Source organism: Micromonospora sp. BS32 (assembly GCF_059089345.1).
Map to the genome: position 1 here is coordinate 17,764 of NZ_JBSSHR010000031.1, position 14,223 is coordinate 31,986.

25 protein-coding genes are annotated in these 14,223 nt (G+C 69.0%); all 25 read right to left on the bottom strand.

The window, feature by feature from the left end; all coding sequences use genetic code 11:
• Nucleotides 1–47 precede the first annotated feature (47 nt).
• The 25 genes from truA to rplP all read right to left on the bottom strand — a co-directional run bounded on the left by truA (nucleotide 48) and on the right by rplP (nucleotide 14,223).
• A complete protein-coding gene (gene truA / locus AC5RWQ_RS28725; protein ID WP_494285756.1) occupies nucleotides 48–878 on the bottom strand; it encodes a tRNA pseudouridine(38-40) synthase TruA in 831 nt (276 codons plus the stop codon).
• Between the two features lie 74 nt (nucleotides 879–952).
• On the bottom strand, nucleotides 953–1,519 hold the full coding sequence (gene rplQ / locus AC5RWQ_RS28730; protein WP_334488251.1) for a 50S ribosomal protein L17: 567 nt from the start codon (nucleotides 1,517–1,519) through the stop codon (nucleotides 953–955).
• Nucleotides 1,520–1,553: 34 nt separating this feature from the next.
• Complete coding sequence (locus tag AC5RWQ_RS28735; RefSeq protein WP_117665116.1) at nucleotides 1,554–2,576, bottom strand: DNA-directed RNA polymerase subunit alpha; 1,023 nt, start codon at nucleotides 2,574–2,576, stop codon at nucleotides 1,554–1,556.
• A gap of 96 nt (nucleotides 2,577–2,672) precedes the next feature.
• Nucleotides 2,673–3,299 (bottom strand): 30S ribosomal protein S4, encoded by a 627-nt coding sequence (rpsD, locus tag AC5RWQ_RS28740; protein ID WP_334488256.1) that lies wholly within the window; start codon nucleotides 3,297–3,299, stop codon nucleotides 2,673–2,675.
• A 14-nt stretch (nucleotides 3,300–3,313) separates the two neighbouring features.
• The gene (gene rpsK / locus AC5RWQ_RS28745; RefSeq protein WP_030329919.1) at nucleotides 3,314–3,721 is read right to left on the bottom strand and encodes a 30S ribosomal protein S11; all 408 of its coding nucleotides are present in this window, start codon (nucleotides 3,719–3,721) and stop codon (nucleotides 3,314–3,316) included.
• A gap of 18 nt (nucleotides 3,722–3,739) precedes the next feature.
• Nucleotides 3,740–4,120 carry a 30S ribosomal protein S13 gene (gene rpsM / locus AC5RWQ_RS28750; protein ID WP_130340099.1) on the bottom strand — a complete coding sequence of 127 codons (381 nt, stop codon included), beginning with the start codon at nucleotides 4,118–4,120 and terminating at the stop codon, nucleotides 3,740–3,742.
• A gap of 262 nt (nucleotides 4,121–4,382) precedes the next feature.
• Nucleotides 4,383–4,496: a 50S ribosomal protein L36 gene (rpmJ, locus tag AC5RWQ_RS28755; RefSeq protein WP_334488266.1), complete on the bottom strand. Its 114-nt coding sequence runs from the start codon at nucleotides 4,494–4,496 to the stop codon at nucleotides 4,383–4,385.
• Between the two features lie 93 nt (nucleotides 4,497–4,589).
• Nucleotides 4,590–4,811, bottom strand: a complete 222-nt coding sequence (gene infA, locus AC5RWQ_RS28760; RefSeq protein WP_007073013.1) for a translation initiation factor IF-1 — start codon at nucleotides 4,809–4,811, stop codon at nucleotides 4,590–4,592.
• Nucleotides 4,812–5,062: 251 nt separating this feature from the next.
• Nucleotides 5,063–5,680 (bottom strand): DUF1707 SHOCT-like domain-containing protein, encoded by a 618-nt coding sequence (locus tag AC5RWQ_RS28765; protein ID WP_494285757.1) that lies wholly within the window; start codon nucleotides 5,678–5,680, stop codon nucleotides 5,063–5,065.
• Nucleotides 5,681–5,863: 183 nt separating this feature from the next.
• A complete protein-coding gene (map, locus tag AC5RWQ_RS28770; protein ID WP_494285758.1) occupies nucleotides 5,864–6,715 on the bottom strand; it encodes a type I methionyl aminopeptidase in 852 nt (283 codons plus the stop codon).
• A gap of 94 nt (nucleotides 6,716–6,809) precedes the next feature.
• Nucleotides 6,810–7,463, bottom strand: coding sequence for an adenylate kinase (locus AC5RWQ_RS28775; protein WP_073834919.1), 654 nt, complete (start codon nucleotides 7,461–7,463; stop codon nucleotides 6,810–6,812).
• The gene (gene secY / locus AC5RWQ_RS28780; protein WP_494285759.1) at nucleotides 7,464–8,792 is read right to left on the bottom strand and encodes a preprotein translocase subunit SecY; all 1,329 of its coding nucleotides are present in this window, start codon (nucleotides 8,790–8,792) and stop codon (nucleotides 7,464–7,466) included.
• Nucleotides 8,793–9,025: 233 nt separating this feature from the next.
• Nucleotides 9,026–9,469 (bottom strand): 50S ribosomal protein L15, encoded by a 444-nt coding sequence (rplO, locus tag AC5RWQ_RS28785; RefSeq protein ID WP_088991891.1) that lies wholly within the window; start codon nucleotides 9,467–9,469, stop codon nucleotides 9,026–9,028.
• The gene (gene rpmD, locus AC5RWQ_RS28790) at nucleotides 9,469–9,651 is read right to left on the bottom strand and encodes a 50S ribosomal protein L30 (protein WP_334488289.1); all 183 of its coding nucleotides are present in this window, start codon (nucleotides 9,649–9,651) and stop codon (nucleotides 9,469–9,471) included. The genes rplO and rpmD overlap by 1 nt, the downstream gene beginning before the upstream one ends.
• A complete protein-coding gene (rpsE, locus tag AC5RWQ_RS28795) occupies nucleotides 9,651–10,265 on the bottom strand; it encodes a 30S ribosomal protein S5 (RefSeq protein WP_109801290.1) in 615 nt (204 codons plus the stop codon). The genes rpmD and rpsE overlap by 1 nt, the downstream gene beginning before the upstream one ends.
• A gap of 33 nt (nucleotides 10,266–10,298) precedes the next feature.
• A complete protein-coding gene (rplR, locus tag AC5RWQ_RS28800) occupies nucleotides 10,299–10,688 on the bottom strand; it encodes a 50S ribosomal protein L18 (RefSeq protein ID WP_334488295.1) in 390 nt (129 codons plus the stop codon).
• Nucleotides 10,685–11,227, bottom strand: a complete 543-nt coding sequence (gene rplF / locus AC5RWQ_RS28805; RefSeq protein WP_088973237.1) for a 50S ribosomal protein L6 — start codon at nucleotides 11,225–11,227, stop codon at nucleotides 10,685–10,687. The genes rplR and rplF overlap by 4 nt, the downstream gene beginning before the upstream one ends.
• Nucleotides 11,228–11,243: 16 nt before the next feature.
• On the bottom strand, nucleotides 11,244–11,651 hold the full coding sequence (gene rpsH, locus AC5RWQ_RS28810) for a 30S ribosomal protein S8 (protein WP_007465270.1): 408 nt from the start codon (nucleotides 11,649–11,651) through the stop codon (nucleotides 11,244–11,246).
• A gap of 96 nt (nucleotides 11,652–11,747) precedes the next feature.
• Nucleotides 11,748–11,933, bottom strand: coding sequence for a type Z 30S ribosomal protein S14 (locus tag AC5RWQ_RS28815; protein ID WP_007465272.1), 186 nt, complete (start codon nucleotides 11,931–11,933; stop codon nucleotides 11,748–11,750).
• Between the two features lies 1 nt (nucleotide 11,934).
• Nucleotides 11,935–12,504, bottom strand: coding sequence for a 50S ribosomal protein L5 (gene rplE, locus AC5RWQ_RS28820; protein ID WP_088960259.1), 570 nt, complete (start codon nucleotides 12,502–12,504; stop codon nucleotides 11,935–11,937).
• On the bottom strand, nucleotides 12,504–12,824 hold the full coding sequence (rplX, locus tag AC5RWQ_RS28825) for a 50S ribosomal protein L24 (RefSeq protein WP_179801876.1): 321 nt from the start codon (nucleotides 12,822–12,824) through the stop codon (nucleotides 12,504–12,506). Before rplX ends, rplE begins: the two co-directional genes overlap by 1 nt.
• Entirely contained in the window at nucleotides 12,821–13,189 is a 369-nt protein-coding gene (gene rplN, locus AC5RWQ_RS28830) for a 50S ribosomal protein L14 (RefSeq protein WP_007073026.1), read from the bottom strand. Before rplN ends, rplX begins: the two co-directional genes overlap by 4 nt.
• 100 nt (nucleotides 13,190–13,289) lie before the next feature.
• Nucleotides 13,290–13,565 (bottom strand): 30S ribosomal protein S17, encoded by a 276-nt coding sequence (rpsQ, locus tag AC5RWQ_RS28835; protein ID WP_334488308.1) that lies wholly within the window; start codon nucleotides 13,563–13,565, stop codon nucleotides 13,290–13,292.
• The gene (gene rpmC / locus AC5RWQ_RS28840) at nucleotides 13,562–13,798 is read right to left on the bottom strand and encodes a 50S ribosomal protein L29 (RefSeq protein WP_007465283.1); all 237 of its coding nucleotides are present in this window, start codon (nucleotides 13,796–13,798) and stop codon (nucleotides 13,562–13,564) included. Before rpmC ends, rpsQ begins: the two co-directional genes overlap by 4 nt.
• Nucleotides 13,798–14,223 carry a 50S ribosomal protein L16 gene (rplP, locus tag AC5RWQ_RS28845; protein WP_073834927.1) on the bottom strand — a complete coding sequence of 142 codons (426 nt, stop codon included), beginning with the start codon at nucleotides 14,221–14,223 and terminating at the stop codon, nucleotides 13,798–13,800. The genes rpmC and rplP overlap by 1 nt, the downstream gene beginning before the upstream one ends.

A 14,223-nucleotide genomic window follows, 5' to 3' on the forward strand; every position in this document is an offset into this window, starting at 1 on the left:
CGATCGGCAGGCCCGGTTCCGCGTCGGCGGACCGGGCCTGGTCGTGCTCAGGACTCGGTGGGCACCCGCAGCCGACGGGTGAGGTCGGCGCGGCGGGCGTACTCCGCCGGGTCGTCCGGATAGCCCACGGCGACCAGGGTGAGCCCGTGCGCCGGCGCCACGGTCACCTCGCTGGAGCGTTCCCGGCGGGTGAGCAGGGTCGCCGGCCACTCGACCGGCTTGCGGCCGTCCCCGGCCACCAGCATCGCCCCGACCAGGCTGCGCACCATCGCCTGGCAGAACGCGTCGGCTTGGACGGTGGCGACGAGGATGCCGTCCGGGTCGCGCCGCCAGTCCAGCCGGGTCACCGCGCGCAGCGTGGTGGCGTTCTCCTTGCGCCGGCAGTACGCGGCGAAGTCGTGCTCCCCCACGAGGCCGGCCGCGGCGGCGTTCAACGCGGCCAGGTCCAGCGGCTTCGGCCAGGCGAGGGTGTCGTGCCGGCGCAGCGGCTCGGCGCCCCACGGCGCGTCGGTCACCCGGTACTCGTAGCGGCGGAACGTCGCCGAGAAGCGGGCGTCGAATTCGGGGGGTACCTCGGTCATCGCCCGGACCCGCACGTCCGTGGGGAGCAGCCGGGCCAGCCGGCGCAGCAGCCGCCCGTCGTGCTCGCGCCACACCGGGTCGGGCAGGTCGAGGTGACAGACCTGCCCGGTGGCGTGCACTCCGGCGTCGGTGCGGCCGGCCACCGTCAGTCCGGTCACGGTGCCCGCCCCGAGCACCAGGTCTAGCGTCTCCATCAGGACCCCGGCGACGGTGCGCCGGGTCGGCTGGGCGGCCCAGCCGGAGAAGCCGGTGCCGTCGTACGAGACGTCCAGCCGCAGCCGGATCCGCTCGTCCACCTCGTACCTCCCGTTCAACGGCGGCGGGCCCGGCACCCCAGGAGGGATGCCGGGCCCGACGACGGTGCCTGTGCTCAGGCCTTGTTCTCGGTGTTCTCGGTGGCCTCGTCGCTGTCCTCGCGGGCGGCGTCGGTGTCACCGGAGGCCGAGACCGGGGCCTCGGAGTCCTGGTCGGCCGGGGCCGACTCCGGGGTCTCCTCGGCCGGGGCCAGCGCCTCGACCTTGTCCTGCTGGGCGGTCTTGCGGGCGGCCGTCTTCTTGTTCGCCTTCGGCTCGGCGACCTGCAGTTCCTCGACCAGCTCGATGATGGCCATCGGAGCGGCGTCACCCTTGCGCGGACCGGTCTTCACGATCCGGGTGTAGCCACCGTTGCGGTTGGCGTACCGGGGCGCGATCTGGTCGAACAGGGCGTAGACCACGTCCTTGTCCTTCACGACGCCCAGCACCCGACGCCGCGCGGCGAGGTCGCCCCGCTTGGCCTTGGTGATGAGCTGCTCGGCGAGCGGACGCAGCCGCCGGGCCTTCGTCTCGGTGGTCTTGATCTTGCCGTGCTGGAACAGCGCAGTGGCCAGGTTGGCCAGCATCAGCCGCTCGTGCGCGGGGCTGCCGCCGAGGCGGGGGCCCTTGGTGGGCGTGGGCATGCTTGGTGCTCCTCAGGTGTGGCGGCAGCGCGGACTAGAGCTGCTCGGTCTCGCGGTAGTCGTCGGTGTCGTAGTCGGCCTCGCCGAAGGCGTCCACGACGTTCGCCGGGTCGAAGTTGGGAGCCGAGTCCTTCAGCCCCAGACCCATTCCGGCGAGCTTCATCTTGACCTCGTCGATCGACTTCTGACCGAAATTCCGGATGTCGAGGAGGTCGGCCTCGGTGCGCCCGATCAGCTCACCAACAGAGTTGATGCCCTCGCGCTTGAGGCAGTTGTAGGAGCGGACGGTGAGGTCCAGCTCCTCGATCGGCAGGGCCAGGTCCGCCGCCAGCTGGGCGTCCTGCGGGGACGGCCCGATGTCGATGCCCTCGGCGGTCTCGTCCAGCTCCCGGGCCAGGCCGAAGAGCTCCACCAGCGTCGAGCCGGCGGAGGCCAGCGCGGTACGCGGGCCCATCGACGGCTTGGTCTCGACGTCGATGATCAGCCGGTCGAAGTCGGTCCGCTGCTCGACCCGGGTCGCCTCGACGCGGTAGGTCACCTTGAGCACCGGCGAGTAGATCGAGTCGACCGGGATCCGGCCGATCTCGGCGCCGGCCTGCTTGTTCTGCGCCGCCGTGACGTAGCCGCGGCCCCGCTCGACGGTCAGCTCCATGTCGAGCCGGCCCTTGCCGTTGAGGGTCGCGAGCTTCAGGTCCGGGTTGTGCACCGAGACGCCGGCCGGGGGCTGGATGTCACCCGCGGTCACGTCGCCCGGGCCCTGCTTGCGCAGGTACATGCTGACCGGCTCGTCGTGCTCGGAGCTGACGCAGAGCTCCTTGATGTTCATGACGAGCTCGACCACGTCCTCCTTGACCCCGGGGATCGTGGTGAACTCGTGCAGCACACCGTCGATCTTGATCGAGGTGACCGCGGCACCCGGGATGGACGACAGCAGCGTGCGCCGCAGCGAGTTGCCCAGGGTGTAGCCGAAGCCGGGCTCCAGCGGCTCGATGGTGAACCGGGAACGGGTCTCGTTGATCGACTCTTCGGAGAGAGACGGTCGCTGGCTGATGAGCATTTCTTCTCTTCTCTTCCGGGACGCCCGCTATTTGACGTCCACGACACAAACTGTTCCGGTGGCCCGCCCCGGAGGGCGGGCCACCGCAACGAGCCCTTACTTGGAGTAGAGCTCGACGATCAGCTGCTCCTGGACCTGCGTGTCAATGACCTGCCGGGCCGGGAGCGAGTGCACGAGGATCTTCATCTGGCTCGGGATGGCCTCGAGCCACGCCGGAACCGACCGCGAACCGGCCTGAGCCTGCGCCACCACGAACGGGGTGAGCTCCTTGCTCTTGCCCCGGACCTCGATGATGTCGTGCTCCTTGACGCGGTACGACGGGATGTCGACCTTCTTGCCGTTCACCGTGAAGTGACCGTGCTTGACCAGCTGGCGGGCCTGGTCCCGGGAGCTGGCGTAGCCGGCCCGGTAGACCACGTTGTCCAGCCGCGACTCGAGGATCTGCAGGAGGACCTCACCGGTCTTCGCCTGCTTGCCCACGGCCTCTTCGTAGTACCCGCGGAACTGCTTCTCCAGCACGCCGTAGACACGACGGGCCTTCTGCTTCTCACGGAGCTGGAGCAGGTACTCCGTCTCCTTCGTGCGGCCGCGGCCGTGCTGCCCGGGCGGGAACGGCCGGGACTCGAACGGGCACTTCGGACCATCGCACTTGCTGCCCTTGAGGAACAGCTTCATCTTCTCCCGCCGGCAACGGCGGCAGTCAGCACCGGTATAACGAGCCATTTCTCTCTAACCTCTCAGACCCGACGACGCTTCGGCGGACGGCACCCGTTGTGCGGCTGCGGGGTGACGTCGGCGATCTGGCCGACCTCGAGGCCCACGGCCTGCAGCGAGCGGATGGCGGTTTCCCGGCCGGAGCCGGGGCCCTTGACGAACACGTCGACCTTGCGCATGCCGTGCTCCATGGCCCGACGCGCGGCGGCCTCGGCGGCCAGCTGCGCGGCGAACGGAGTCGACTTGCGGGAGCCCTTGAAGCCAACCTGGCCGGCGGAGGCCCAGGAGATGACCGCACCGGTCGGGTCCGTGATGGACACGATGGTGTTGTTGAAGGTGCTCTTGATGTGCGCCTGCCCGTGGGCGACGTTCTTGCGTTCCTTGCGCCGGACCTTCTTGACAGCGGCTCCGGCACGAGCCTTCGGTGGCATAAGTCTGTGCGCTCCTAGTTACTTCTTGCCGGGCTTCTTCTTGCCGGCGACGGTCCGCTTCGGGCCCTTCCGGGTCCGCGCATTGGTCTTGGTCCGCTGGCCACGCACGGGCAGGCCCCGGCGGTGCCGGATGCCGGCGTAGCAGCCGATCTCGACCTTGCGGCGGATGTCAGCGGCGACCTCGCGGCGCAGGTCGCCTTCAACCTTGTAGTTGCCCTCGATGTGGTTGCGGAGCTGGACCAGCTCCTCATCCGTGAGGTCACGGGCGCGCTTGTCCGGCGAGATGCCGGTGGCGGCCAGGGTCTCCAGGGCGCGGGTACGACCGACCCCGAAGATGTAGGTGAGCGCGATCTCCATCCGCTTCTCGCGGGGGAGGTCCACGCCGACTAGACGTGCCATGTGCGGGCGTACTCCTCGTGATGTGTGGCGGAGGTGTGGACCCGTCCCATCCCGCTACCGACCGTCCCGTCCTTCCGACGCTGTGTGCGCCGGCGACCGGGGTCGATCGCTGCCCGAGCGGGCCCCGGCCTCCGACCGGGGGTCAACCACGATTGAGTACGCGCTGCGTACCGCTCGCGGCTGGGACGAGCTGGTGAGATGTGTCGAGATCTGCGGCCGGGACCTGTTCCGCCGGCCGCTCGTCGCGGTCGGCGGGACTGTGTCAGCCCTGGCGCTGCTTGTGGCGCGGGTCGGTGCAGATGACCATGACCCGGCCGTGCCGGCGGATCACCCGGCACTTTTGGCAGATCCTCTTGACGCTCGGCTTGACCTTCACGGTTGCCTTACTTCCCATCTGGCCCGGAGACGCGACGACTCGCGACACCGGACGTCGAAGACGGACACGGGGACGTCCCGGCCGCCGTCAGGCTTACTTGTAGCGGTAGACGATGCGCCCGCGGGTCAGGTCGTACGGCGAGAGTTCAACGACGACCCGGTCTTCCGGCAGGATGCGGATGTAGTGCTGCCGCATCTTGCCGCTGATGTGAGCCAGCACCTTGTGACCGTTCGCGAGCTCCACCCGGAACATGGCGTTCGGCAGGGGCTCGATGACCCGACCCTCGATCTCGATGGCTCCGTCTTTTTTCGGCATGTCCTCCGCTGTCCTGACGTCGGTTACTCCGGACGGCTCACAACGTCTTACACGGGCAATCTGACCAAGATCAGAGAACCCGCGCCAGCCGCGGCTCCGACTCCCACCGAAGCGCAGGATGGGCATGCCGGAGTGGACGCTGTGCGCCGATCTGAAAGTGTACGCCCGCCTGCGGTCCGTCGCCAAACCGGCCACCCCGCGCGTCACCCGCGCCGGGGAAAACCGGACAGCCGCCCCCACCGGGGACGCCCTCACCACCCGCCGGTACGCCGCTTCCGCCGGGCCCGGCGCCGTTCGTCCCGCCCGACGGCCCGCCGCCGTGCGACCGCTCCGCGCGCCCGCCCGCCGGCGTCGCGCCGCGAATTTCCGGTGGCGAGCCCGCCGGCGGTGCGCAGGAGCAGCAACGCCCCCCACGGCCCGAGCACCCAGACCGGCCAGAAGAAGCCGATCTCCCGCCTGCCGATCGCGCCGAAGAGCCAGATCGTGGCGAGGATGGCCGCCACCCGCAGCCACGGCCCCCACGCCTCGGCGAGCCAGCCACGCGGATCCCCGGCCACCGGTCGGTCTGCGCCGGCCGTCCCGCTCGCGGCCGCCGCCTCCAGCGGCGCTGCCGGCACCGGTCCCCCGGTGTCCGGCCCGCCTGGCCCGGTCTGGCGCGGGGCGAGGGCGGAGCGCTCCGCTGGCGCGGGCGCGGGAAGGTCCCCCACCACCGCGTCCAGTTCCCCGTAGGTCTTCGCCTCGTACGCCAGCCGCAGGCGCTCGTCGTACTCGTGCAGATCGAGCCGGCCCTCGTCGACGGCTACCCGGAGCTGTTCCGCCACCGCCTGGCGGTCGGCGTCTCCCGCCCGCATCCGGTCCCGCGCCTCCATGACGGCAAGCATGCCACCGGGCCGCCAGTGCCCACCGCCCCGTGACCCGCACCACCGGGCACGATCCGCCCGGTCGGGCCGGGTCGCGGTCGGGCCGGGTCGCGGCCGGGCTATCGCGGCCGGGCTGTGTCGCGGTCGCACCGTGTCACGGCCGGGCTGCCCGACGGACCGGAGGGGGCGGGCTCAGGCCGCCGGAGAGTCGGCCGGCTGCCGGGAGGTGACCAGGTCACCCAGGCGGGCCCGGCCCCCGTCGAAGGCGGTGAGCACCCACACGCCGTCCTCCAGCAGGGCCATCGAGTGCTCGACGTGCACCGCCATCGACCGGTCACGGGTGACCACGGTCCAGCCGTCGGAGAGCTCGACCGTCCGGGGCGAGCCCATGGTGATCATCGGCTCGATCGCCAGCGCCAGGCCGGGCACCAGCCGCGGCCCCTTGCCCGGGCGGCCGTGGTTGAGCACGTGCGGGTCCTGGTGCATCTCGGTGCCGATGCCGTGCCCGCCGTAGCCGTCGACGATGCCGTACCGGCCGCCCTTGCGGACCGCGGTCTCCACCGCGTGCGAAATGTCGGTGAGGCGCCCCTTGCCGCTGGCGGCGCCGCGCGCGGCGGCGGCGATGCCGGCCCACATCGCATCCTCGGCGACCGCGGCCATCTTCAGCAGCGAAGGGTCGACCTCACCCACTCCGACGGTGATGGCGGCGTCGCCGTGCCAGCCGTCGAGGATCGCGCCGCAGTCGATCGAGACCAGGTCGCCGTCGCGGAGCACCTGCCCCGACGACGGGATCGCGTGCACCACCTGCTCGTTGACCGACGAGCAGATCGAGGCGGGGAACCCGTGGTAGCCCTTGAACGAGGGGACGGCCCCGGCCTCCCGGATCGTCGACTCGGCGATCGCGTCGAGGTCGGCGGTGCTCACCCCGGGCGCCACCGCCTCGCGCATCCGACGCAGGGCCTCGGCGACCACCAGGCCGGCGGCCCGCATCTTCTCGATCTGGTCGGGGGTCTTCAGCTGGATGTCCAGCTGGGGACGGCGCATGGAGCGGTACCTTTCGTTGCCGAACAGCGAACAGCGGGGCACGTCTCGCGTACCCCGCTGTTCGCACTCTATCCGCCGGATCCCCGGCGGTCAGTCACCCGCCGTACGACCGGAGGGCGTCGATGGCCCGGACCGTGACGTCCTCCACCGGCCCGGTGGCGTCGATCCCGACCAGCTTGCCCTGGGCGCCGTAGTAGTCGACCAGCGGAGCGGTCTTCTCGGCGTACTCCCGCAGGCGGGCGGCGATGGTCTCCGGCTTGTCGTCGTCCCGCTGGAACAGCTCCGCGCCGCAGCGGTCGCAGATGCCCTCACGGGTCGTCGCGTCGAACTCGACGTGCCAGATCTTGCCGCAGCCCCGGCAGGTACGCCTTCCGGAGAGCCGCCGGATCACCTCGTCGTCGTCGACCACCAGTTCCAGGACCAGGTCCAGCGCCGTGCCCAGGTCCGCGAGGAGCTTGTCGAGCGCGGCGGCCTGCGGCGTCGTCCGGGGGAAGCCGTCGAGGAGGAAGCCCTCGCTGGCGTCCGGCTCGGCGAGCCGATCCCGGACCATGTTGATGGTGACCTCGTCCGGGACCAGCTTGCCGGCATCCATGTACCGCTTGGCCTCGACCCCAAGGGGCGTGCCCTGGGAGACGTTGGCCCGGAAGATGTCCCCGGTCGAGATCTTCGGCACCGAGAGGTGGGCGGCGATGAACTCCGCCTGTGTGCCCTTGCCCGCGCCCGGCGGGCCAACCAGAACGAGTCGCATCTACCGCAGGAACCCTTCGTAGTTCCGCTGCATGAGTTGGCTCTCGATCTGCTTCACGGTCTCCAGACCGACGCCGACCATGATGAGCACAGCGGTGCCGCCGAACGGGAAGTTCTGGAACTGCTGGCTGTTCAGCCAGATGAAGAAGAAGTTCGGCAGGATCGCGACGATGCCCAGGTAGAGCGCGCCCGGCAGGGTGATCCGGCTCAGGATGAAGTCGAGGTACTCGGCGGTCGGCTTGCCGGGGCGGATGCCCGGCACGAAGCCGCCGTACTTCTTCATGTTGTCCGCGACCTCGGTCGGGTTGAACGTGATCGACACGTAGAAGTACGTGAAGAAGATGATCAGCAGGAAGTAGATGATGATGTGCTCGGGCGCGCTGGCCTTCACGATGTGGTTCGTGATCCAGGCCTGGGTCTTGCCCGGGTTGGTCTGGTCGAAGAACTGCAGCGCCAGCTGCGGCAGGTAGAGCAGCGACGAGGCGAAGATGACCGGGATGACGCCGGCCTGGTTCACCTTGAGCGGGATGTAGGTCGAGGTGCCGCCGTACATCCGCCGGCCGATCATCCGCTTGGCGTACTGCACCGGGATCCGGCGCTGCGCCTGCTCGATGAAGCAGACCGCCGTGATGACCAGCAGGACCAGGACGAGCACCAGGAAGAACTTGGCCCAGCCCTCGTTGGTCTTGATCTTCCAGCCCTCGCTGGGGAGGCGCGCGGCGATCGAGGTGAAGATGAGGACGGACATGCCGTTACCGACGCCGCGGTCGGTGATCAGCTCACCGAGCCACATCACCATGCCGGTACCGGCGGTCATCGTCATGACCAGGATGCTCAGCGTCAGCCAGTCCGGGATGCCGGTCCCCTCGGGGATGATCGGGAACTGGTCGCAGCGGTTCTGGAAGAGCTGCCCGGAGCGGGCCAGCGCCACGAAGGCCGACGACTGGAGGATGCCCAGGCCGAGGGTCAGGTAGCGGGTGTACTGGGTGATCTTCGCCTGGCCGGCCTGGCCCTCCTTGCGGAGCTGCTCCAGCCGCGGGATGACCACCGTGAGCAGCTGCAGGATGATCGACGCGGTGATGTAGGGCATGATGCCCAGCGCGAAGACCGAGAGCTGCAGCAGCGCGCCGCCGGAGAACAGGTCCAGCAGGTTGAGCACACCGGTGTTCTGACCCTGCAGCGAGTCGAGGCACTTCTGCACGTTGCCGTACGAGACGCCGGGGCTGGGCAGAGTGGCGCCGAGCCGGTAGACCGCGATGATGCCTACTGTGAACAGCAGCTTCTTGCGCAGGTCAGGCGTACGGAACGCACTGAGAAAGGCGGACAGCAACTTCTTCCTCCTGCGCGAGGCGGGCCGCCGGTGATCCCTGGCGGGTGGGGGTGGGTGCCGGGCGAGTGCCCGATATCCATAGCTGGGATGGGACTCTAACAGCCCGCTCCCGCTCCGGGCAGATGCGCCCGGCTACATAAACCGAATCCGATGTTACCCGGCGCACATGCCCCGGGCAGACCAGGGCGCCCGCCCAGTTGCGGACAACTGAGCGGGCGCCACGGGTACCAGCCTTACAGCTCGGTGACGGAGCCACCGGCAGCGGTGATCTTCTCCTTGGCCGACGCGCTGAACGCGTGCGCCGACACCTGGAGGGCCACCCCGCCGAGGTCGCCGGTGCCGAGGACCTTGACCGGCTGGCCCTTGCGGACCGCGCCGGCCTCGACCAGCTCCAGCGGGCCGACCTGGCCGCCGTTCGGGAAGAGCTCGGCGAGCCGGTCCAGGTTGACCACCTGGAAGACGACCTTGAACTTGTTCTTGAAGCCCTTCATCTTCGGCAGGCGCATGTGGATGGGCATCTGCCCACCCTCGAACGCCGCCGAGATGTTCTTGCGGGCCTTGGAGCCCTTGGTACCGCGACCGGCGGTCTTGCCCTTGGAGCCCTCACCGCGACCCACACGGGTCTTCGCGGTCTTGGCACCCGGGGCCGGGCGCAGGTGGTGAACCTTGATCGTCATTACTCGACCTCCTCGACCTTCACGAGGTGGTTGACCGCGAAGATCATGCCCCGGATTTCGGGACGGTCCTCCTTGACCACCACGTCGTTGATCCGCTTCAGGCCGAGCGAACGCAGCGACTCACGCTGGTTGTGCTTGGCGCCGATCTCGGACCGGAGCTGGGTGACCTTCAGGCGAGCCATCAGGACGCCACCCCCGCCCGCGACGCCAGCATGGCGGCCGGCGCGACGTCCTCGACCGGCAGACCACGACGTGCCGCGACCTGCTCCGGGGACTCGAGGCCCTTCAGAGCCGCCACCGTGGCGTGCACGATGTTGATCGGGTTGGACGAGCCGAGGCTCTTGGAGAGCACGTCGTGGATGCCCGCGCACTCCAGCACGGCACGCACCGGCCCACCGGCGATGACGCCCGTACCGGCCGAGGCCGGCTTGAGCAGCACCACACCGGCGGCGGCCTCACCCTGCACCGGGTGCGGGATCGACTGACCGATCCGCGGCACCTTGAAGAAGTGCTTCTTGGCCTCCTCGACACCCTTGGCGATCGCCGCGGGCACCTCCTTGGCCTTTCCGTAGCCCACGCCGACGGTGCCGTCGCCGTCGCCCACGATCACCAGGGCGGTGAAGCTGAAGCGACGACCACCCTTCACGACCTTGGCGACGCGGTTGATCGCGACGACCCGCTCGAGGTGCGGGGTCTTCTCGACGGGCGCGTTTCCGCGGCCGCCCTCACGGCGGTTGTCGCGGCGACCACCCTCGTTGCCACCGGACCCGCCGCCACGGCGCTGTTGACCTGGCATCAGCAGCCTTCCTTCTCTCTCGTGACGGGGTTTCTAGAACTCGAGCCCGGCTTCGCGGGCGGCATCGGCAAGCGCGGCGACCCGCCCCGCGTACCGGTTGCCACCGCGGTCGAAGACGACCTTCGAGACGCCGGCGGCCTTGGCGCGCTCGGCGAGCAGTGCGCCGACCTTGCCGGCCAGGGCGCTCTTGTCGCCCTCCGTACCGCGCAGCGAGCCGTCCAGGGTCGAGGCCGACGCCAGGGTGTGACCCTTGGTGTCGTCGACGATCTGGGCGACGATGTGCCGCAGGGAGCGGGTGACGACCAGGCGGGGACGCTCGGCGGTGCCGCTGACGTTCTTGCGCACCCGGAAGTGTCGGCGCGCACGCCCGACGGCGCGCTTGGCGGCGACGCCGCGGCGGCGCTTGAGCAGCGTGGCGCTCACTTCTTACCTGCCTTTCCAGCCTTGCGGCGGATGACCTCGCCCTGGTACTTGACGCCCTTGCCCTTGTAGGGCTCCGGCGGGCGGATCTTCCGGATGTTGGCGGCGACCTCACCGACCTGCTGCTTGTCGATGCCGGCCACGTGGAACAGGGTCGGCCGCTCCACCGTGAAGGTGATGCCGTCCGGGGCCGGGACGACCACCGGGTGCGAGAACCCGAGCGCGAACTCCAGGTCCTTGCCCTTGGCGGTCACACGGTAACCGGTGCCGGCGATCTCCAGGCTCTTGCGGTAGCCCTCGGTGACGCCGACGATCATGTTGGCGACCAGGGTACGGCTCAGGCCGTGCAGTTCCTTGGCCTTGCGCTCGTCGTTCGGCCGGTTGACGTGCAGCTGGCCGTCCTCGCCCCGCTCCGCCTTGATCGGCTCGGCGAGCGTGTGCGACAGCTCGCCCTTCGGGCCCTTGACCTTGACGGTCTGGCCCTCGATCGTGATGTCGACGCCGGAAGGCACCGGGATCGACTTACGTCCAATACGCGACATTTCTACCTGTCTCCCGTTACCAGACGAAGGCGAGGACTTCCCCGCCAACGCTCCGCTTGCGGGCCTGCCGGTCGGTGAGCAGCCCCTGGGACGTCGAAATGATCGCCACGCCCAGCCCGCCGAGCACCCGCGGGAGCCCGTCCGACTTGGCGTACACCCGGAGACCGGGCTTGGACACGCGCTTGATGCCGGCCAGGCTCCGCTCCCGGTTCTGGCCGTACTTCAGCTCGACGACCAGTCGCTTGCCGACGGCGCCCTCCTCGGGCTCCTCGACGGACCAGGTGGCGATGTAACCCTCGGCCTTGAGGACCTCGGCGATGTTCGCCTTGATCTTCGAGTAGGGCATCTTCACCTGATCGTGGTACGCCTGGTTGGCGTTACGCAGACGCGTGAGCATGTCTGCGATCGGGTCGGTCATCGTCATGAAATTCGTCAACCTTTCTCGCCGGGGTTCCCCGAGCTGGGCCCGGGGCCTACGGCGAAGAGACAGTTCAGCTGACGCGCGAAGCGCGCCGGGCTATTACCAGGAAGCCTTGGACACGCCGGGCAGCTCACCGCGGTGGGCCATCTCCCGGATGCACACCCGGCAGAGACCGAACTTGCGGTAGACCGCCTTCGGACGCCCGCACCGCTGGCAGCGGGTGTAGGCGCGAACCGAGAACTTCGGCTTCGCGGCCGCCTTGATGATCAGCGCCTTCTTGGCCATCTCAGTTCTCCTTGAACGGGAAGCCCAGGAGCTTGAGCAGCGCCCGGCCCTCGTCGTCGGTCGTGGCGGTCGTGACCACCGTGATGTCCATGCCCCGCTGGCGATCGATCTTGTCCTGGTCGATCTCGTGGAACACCGACTGCTCGGTCAGACCGAACGTGTAGTTGCCGTGCCCGTCGAGCTTGCGCCCGTCCAGACCGCGGAAGTCGCGGATACGCGGCAGCGCGATCGACAGCAGCCGGTCCAGGAACTCCCACATCCGGTCGCCGCGCAGGGTCACCTTCGCGCCGATCGGCATGCCCTCGCGGAGCTTGAACTGCGCGATGGACTTGGTCGCCCGCCGCACCAGCGGCTTCTGACCGGTGATGGTGGCCAGGTCACGGACCGCGCCGTCGATCAGCTTGGCGTCCCGAGCGGCCTCGCCGACGCCCATGTTGACGACGATCTTGACGAGCCCGGGCACCTGCATGGGGTTGCCGTAGTTGTGCTGCTCCTGCAGCTTCGCCACGACCTCGTTGCGGTACCGCTCCTTGAGGCGCGGCATGGTCTTGGTTTCGGTAGCCGTGGTCATCACAGGTCCTTACCGGTGCTACGCGCGATGCGGACCTTCTGGCCGTTGTCGTCGATCCGGTAACCGACCCGGGTCGGCTTCCCTTCGGAGTCCAGGACCTGCACGTTCGAGACGTGGATCGGGGCCTCCTGGGTGACGATGCCACCGGTCTTGGCGCCACGCTGGGTGGTGCTGATGCGGGTGTGCTTCTTGACCCGGTTCACGCCCTCGACCAGGACCTTGTCCTGCCGCGGGTAGGCCGCAATGACCTTGCCCTTGGCACCCTTGTCCTTGCCGGCGATGACGACGACCGTGTCGCCCTTCTTGACCTTCACGGTCACAACACCTCCGGCGCGAGAGAGATGATCTTCATGAACCGCTTGTCCCGCAGCTCCCGACCCACCGGGCCGAAGATACGGGTACCGCGCGGGTCCCCGCCGTCCTTGATGATGACGGCGGCGTTCTCGTCGAAGCGGATGTACGAACCGTCCGGCCGCCGCTTCTCCTTGGCGGTGCGGACGACGACCGCCTTGACGACGTCGCCCTTCTTCACACCGGCACCCGGGATCGCGTCCTTGACGGTGGCCACGATGACGTCGCCGATGCTCGCGTAGCGCCGACCGGAGCCACCGAGAACCCGGATGCACAGGATCTCCCGGGCACCCGTGTTGTCGGCGACGCGCAGTCGCGACTCCTGCTGAATCACGTCTATCTCCTATGTCTGCCGGTTCTCCGGCCGCCCTCGCGGACGGCCGGAGCCTGGCGGAACCTGCGCCCGACCGAAACCGGCCGAGCTCGAGCCTTCGCTACTTGGCCTTCTCGAGGATCTCCACGAGCCGCCACCGCTTGGTGGCGGAGAGCGGCCGGGTCTCCATGATCAGGACCCGGTCGCCGATACCGGCCGAGTTCTGCTCGTCGTGCACCTTCAGCTTGCGGGTACGGCGCATGATCTTGCCGTACAGCGCGTGCTTGACCCGGTCCTCGACCTCGACCACGACGGTCTTTTCCATCTTGTCGCTGACCACGAGGCCCTCACGCACCTTACGGCTGGCCCGCGTGGTAGCGGTGGTGTTCTCGCTCATGATGCAGTCACCTCAGTCGGCGCGGCCGAGAGCCCCAGCTCGCGCTCACGCATGATCGTGTAGATCCGGGCGATCTCCCGACGGATGACCTGCAGCCGCCGGTTGTTGTCCAGCTGCCCGGTCGCGGCCTGCACGCGGAGATTGAACAGCTCCGCCTTGGCCTCCCGCAGCTTCGTGACCAGCTCCTCCTCGGAGAGCTCACGCAGCTCGGTCGCCTTAACGCCCGCTGCCATCAGGATTCACCCACTTCGCGCGTCACAATGCGGCACTTCATCGGGAGCTTGTGGATCGCACGACGCATCGCCTCTCGCGCAATCTGCTCGTTGGGGAAGGACATCTCGAAGAGAACCCGCCCCGGCTTGACGTTGGCGACCCACCACTCGGGCGAGCCCTTACCGGAACCCATCCGGGTTTCGGCCGGCTTCTTGGTCAGGGCCTGGTCCGGGAAGATCGTGATCCAGACCTTGCCGCCACGCTTGATGTGACGGGTCATCGCGATACGCGCCGACTCGATCTGGCGGTTGGTCACGTACGCCGGCTCGAGAGCCTGGATCCCGAACTCGCCGAACACCACCCGGTTACCACCCTTGGACGCGCCGTGGCGGTCCGGGTGGTGCGGCTTGCGGAAGCCCTTCGGGGGCTTGCGCGGCATCAGCAT

What these genes read in the sequence shown, in the direction of transcription:
- rpsQ (WP_334488308.1), bottom strand. Translation starts at nt 13,565, where the DNA reads ATGAGCGAGAACACCACCGCTACCACGCGGGCCAGCCGTAAGGTGCGT.
- rpsD (WP_334488256.1), bottom strand. Translation starts at nt 3,299, where the DNA reads ATGGCTCGTTATACCGGTGCTGACTGCCGCCGTTGCCGGCGGGAGAAG.
- rpsK (WP_030329919.1), bottom strand. Translation starts at nt 3,721, where the DNA reads ATGCCACCGAAGGCTCGTGCCGGAGCCGCTGTCAAGAAGGTCCGGCGC.
- rpmC (WP_007465283.1), bottom strand. Translation starts at nt 13,798, where the DNA reads ATGGCAGCGGGCGTTAAGGCGACCGAGCTGCGTGAGCTCTCCGAGGAG.
- AC5RWQ_RS28765 (WP_494285757.1), bottom strand. Translation starts at nt 5,680, where the DNA reads ATGGAGGCGCGGGACCGGATGCGGGCGGGAGACGCCGACCGCCAGGCG.
- map (WP_494285758.1), bottom strand. Translation starts at nt 6,715, where the DNA reads ATGCGCCGTCCCCAGCTGGACATCCAGCTGAAGACCCCCGACCAGATC.
- infA (WP_007073013.1), bottom strand. Translation starts at nt 4,811, where the DNA reads ATGCCGAAAAAAGACGGAGCCATCGAGATCGAGGGTCGGGTCATCGAG.
- rplE (WP_088960259.1), bottom strand. Translation starts at nt 12,504, where the DNA reads ATGACCACGGCTACCGAAACCAAGACCATGCCGCGCCTCAAGGAGCGG.
- rplO (WP_088991891.1), bottom strand. Translation starts at nt 9,469, where the DNA reads ATGACGATCAAGGTTCACCACCTGCGCCCGGCCCCGGGTGCCAAGACC.
- rpsM (WP_130340099.1), bottom strand. Translation starts at nt 4,120, where the DNA reads ATGGCACGTCTAGTCGGCGTGGACCTCCCCCGCGAGAAGCGGATGGAG.
- AC5RWQ_RS28815 (WP_007465272.1), bottom strand. Translation starts at nt 11,933, where the DNA reads ATGGCCAAGAAGGCGCTGATCATCAAGGCGGCCGCGAAGCCGAAGTTC.
- AC5RWQ_RS28735 (WP_117665116.1), bottom strand. Translation starts at nt 2,576, where the DNA reads ATGCTCATCAGCCAGCGACCGTCTCTCTCCGAAGAGTCGATCAACGAG.
- rpsH (WP_007465270.1), bottom strand. Translation starts at nt 11,651, where the DNA reads ATGACGATGACCGACCCGATCGCAGACATGCTCACGCGTCTGCGTAAC.
- rplF (WP_088973237.1), bottom strand. Translation starts at nt 11,227, where the DNA reads ATGTCGCGTATTGGACGTAAGTCGATCCCGGTGCCTTCCGGCGTCGAC.
- rplP (WP_073834927.1), bottom strand. Translation starts at nt 14,223, where the DNA reads ATGCTGATGCCGCGCAAGCCCCCGAAGGGCTTCCGCAAGCCGCACCAC.
- rpmD (WP_334488289.1), bottom strand. Translation starts at nt 9,651, where the DNA reads ATGGCTCGCCTGAAGGTCACCCAGCTCCGGTCCGAGATCGGCGCCAAG.
- rpsE (WP_109801290.1), bottom strand. Translation starts at nt 10,265, where the DNA reads ATGCCAGGTCAACAGCGCCGTGGCGGCGGGTCCGGTGGCAACGAGGGT.
- rplQ (WP_334488251.1), bottom strand. Translation starts at nt 1,519, where the DNA reads ATGCCCACGCCCACCAAGGGCCCCCGCCTCGGCGGCAGCCCCGCGCAC.
- AC5RWQ_RS28775 (WP_073834919.1), bottom strand. Translation starts at nt 7,463, where the DNA reads ATGCGACTCGTTCTGGTTGGCCCGCCGGGCGCGGGCAAGGGCACACAG.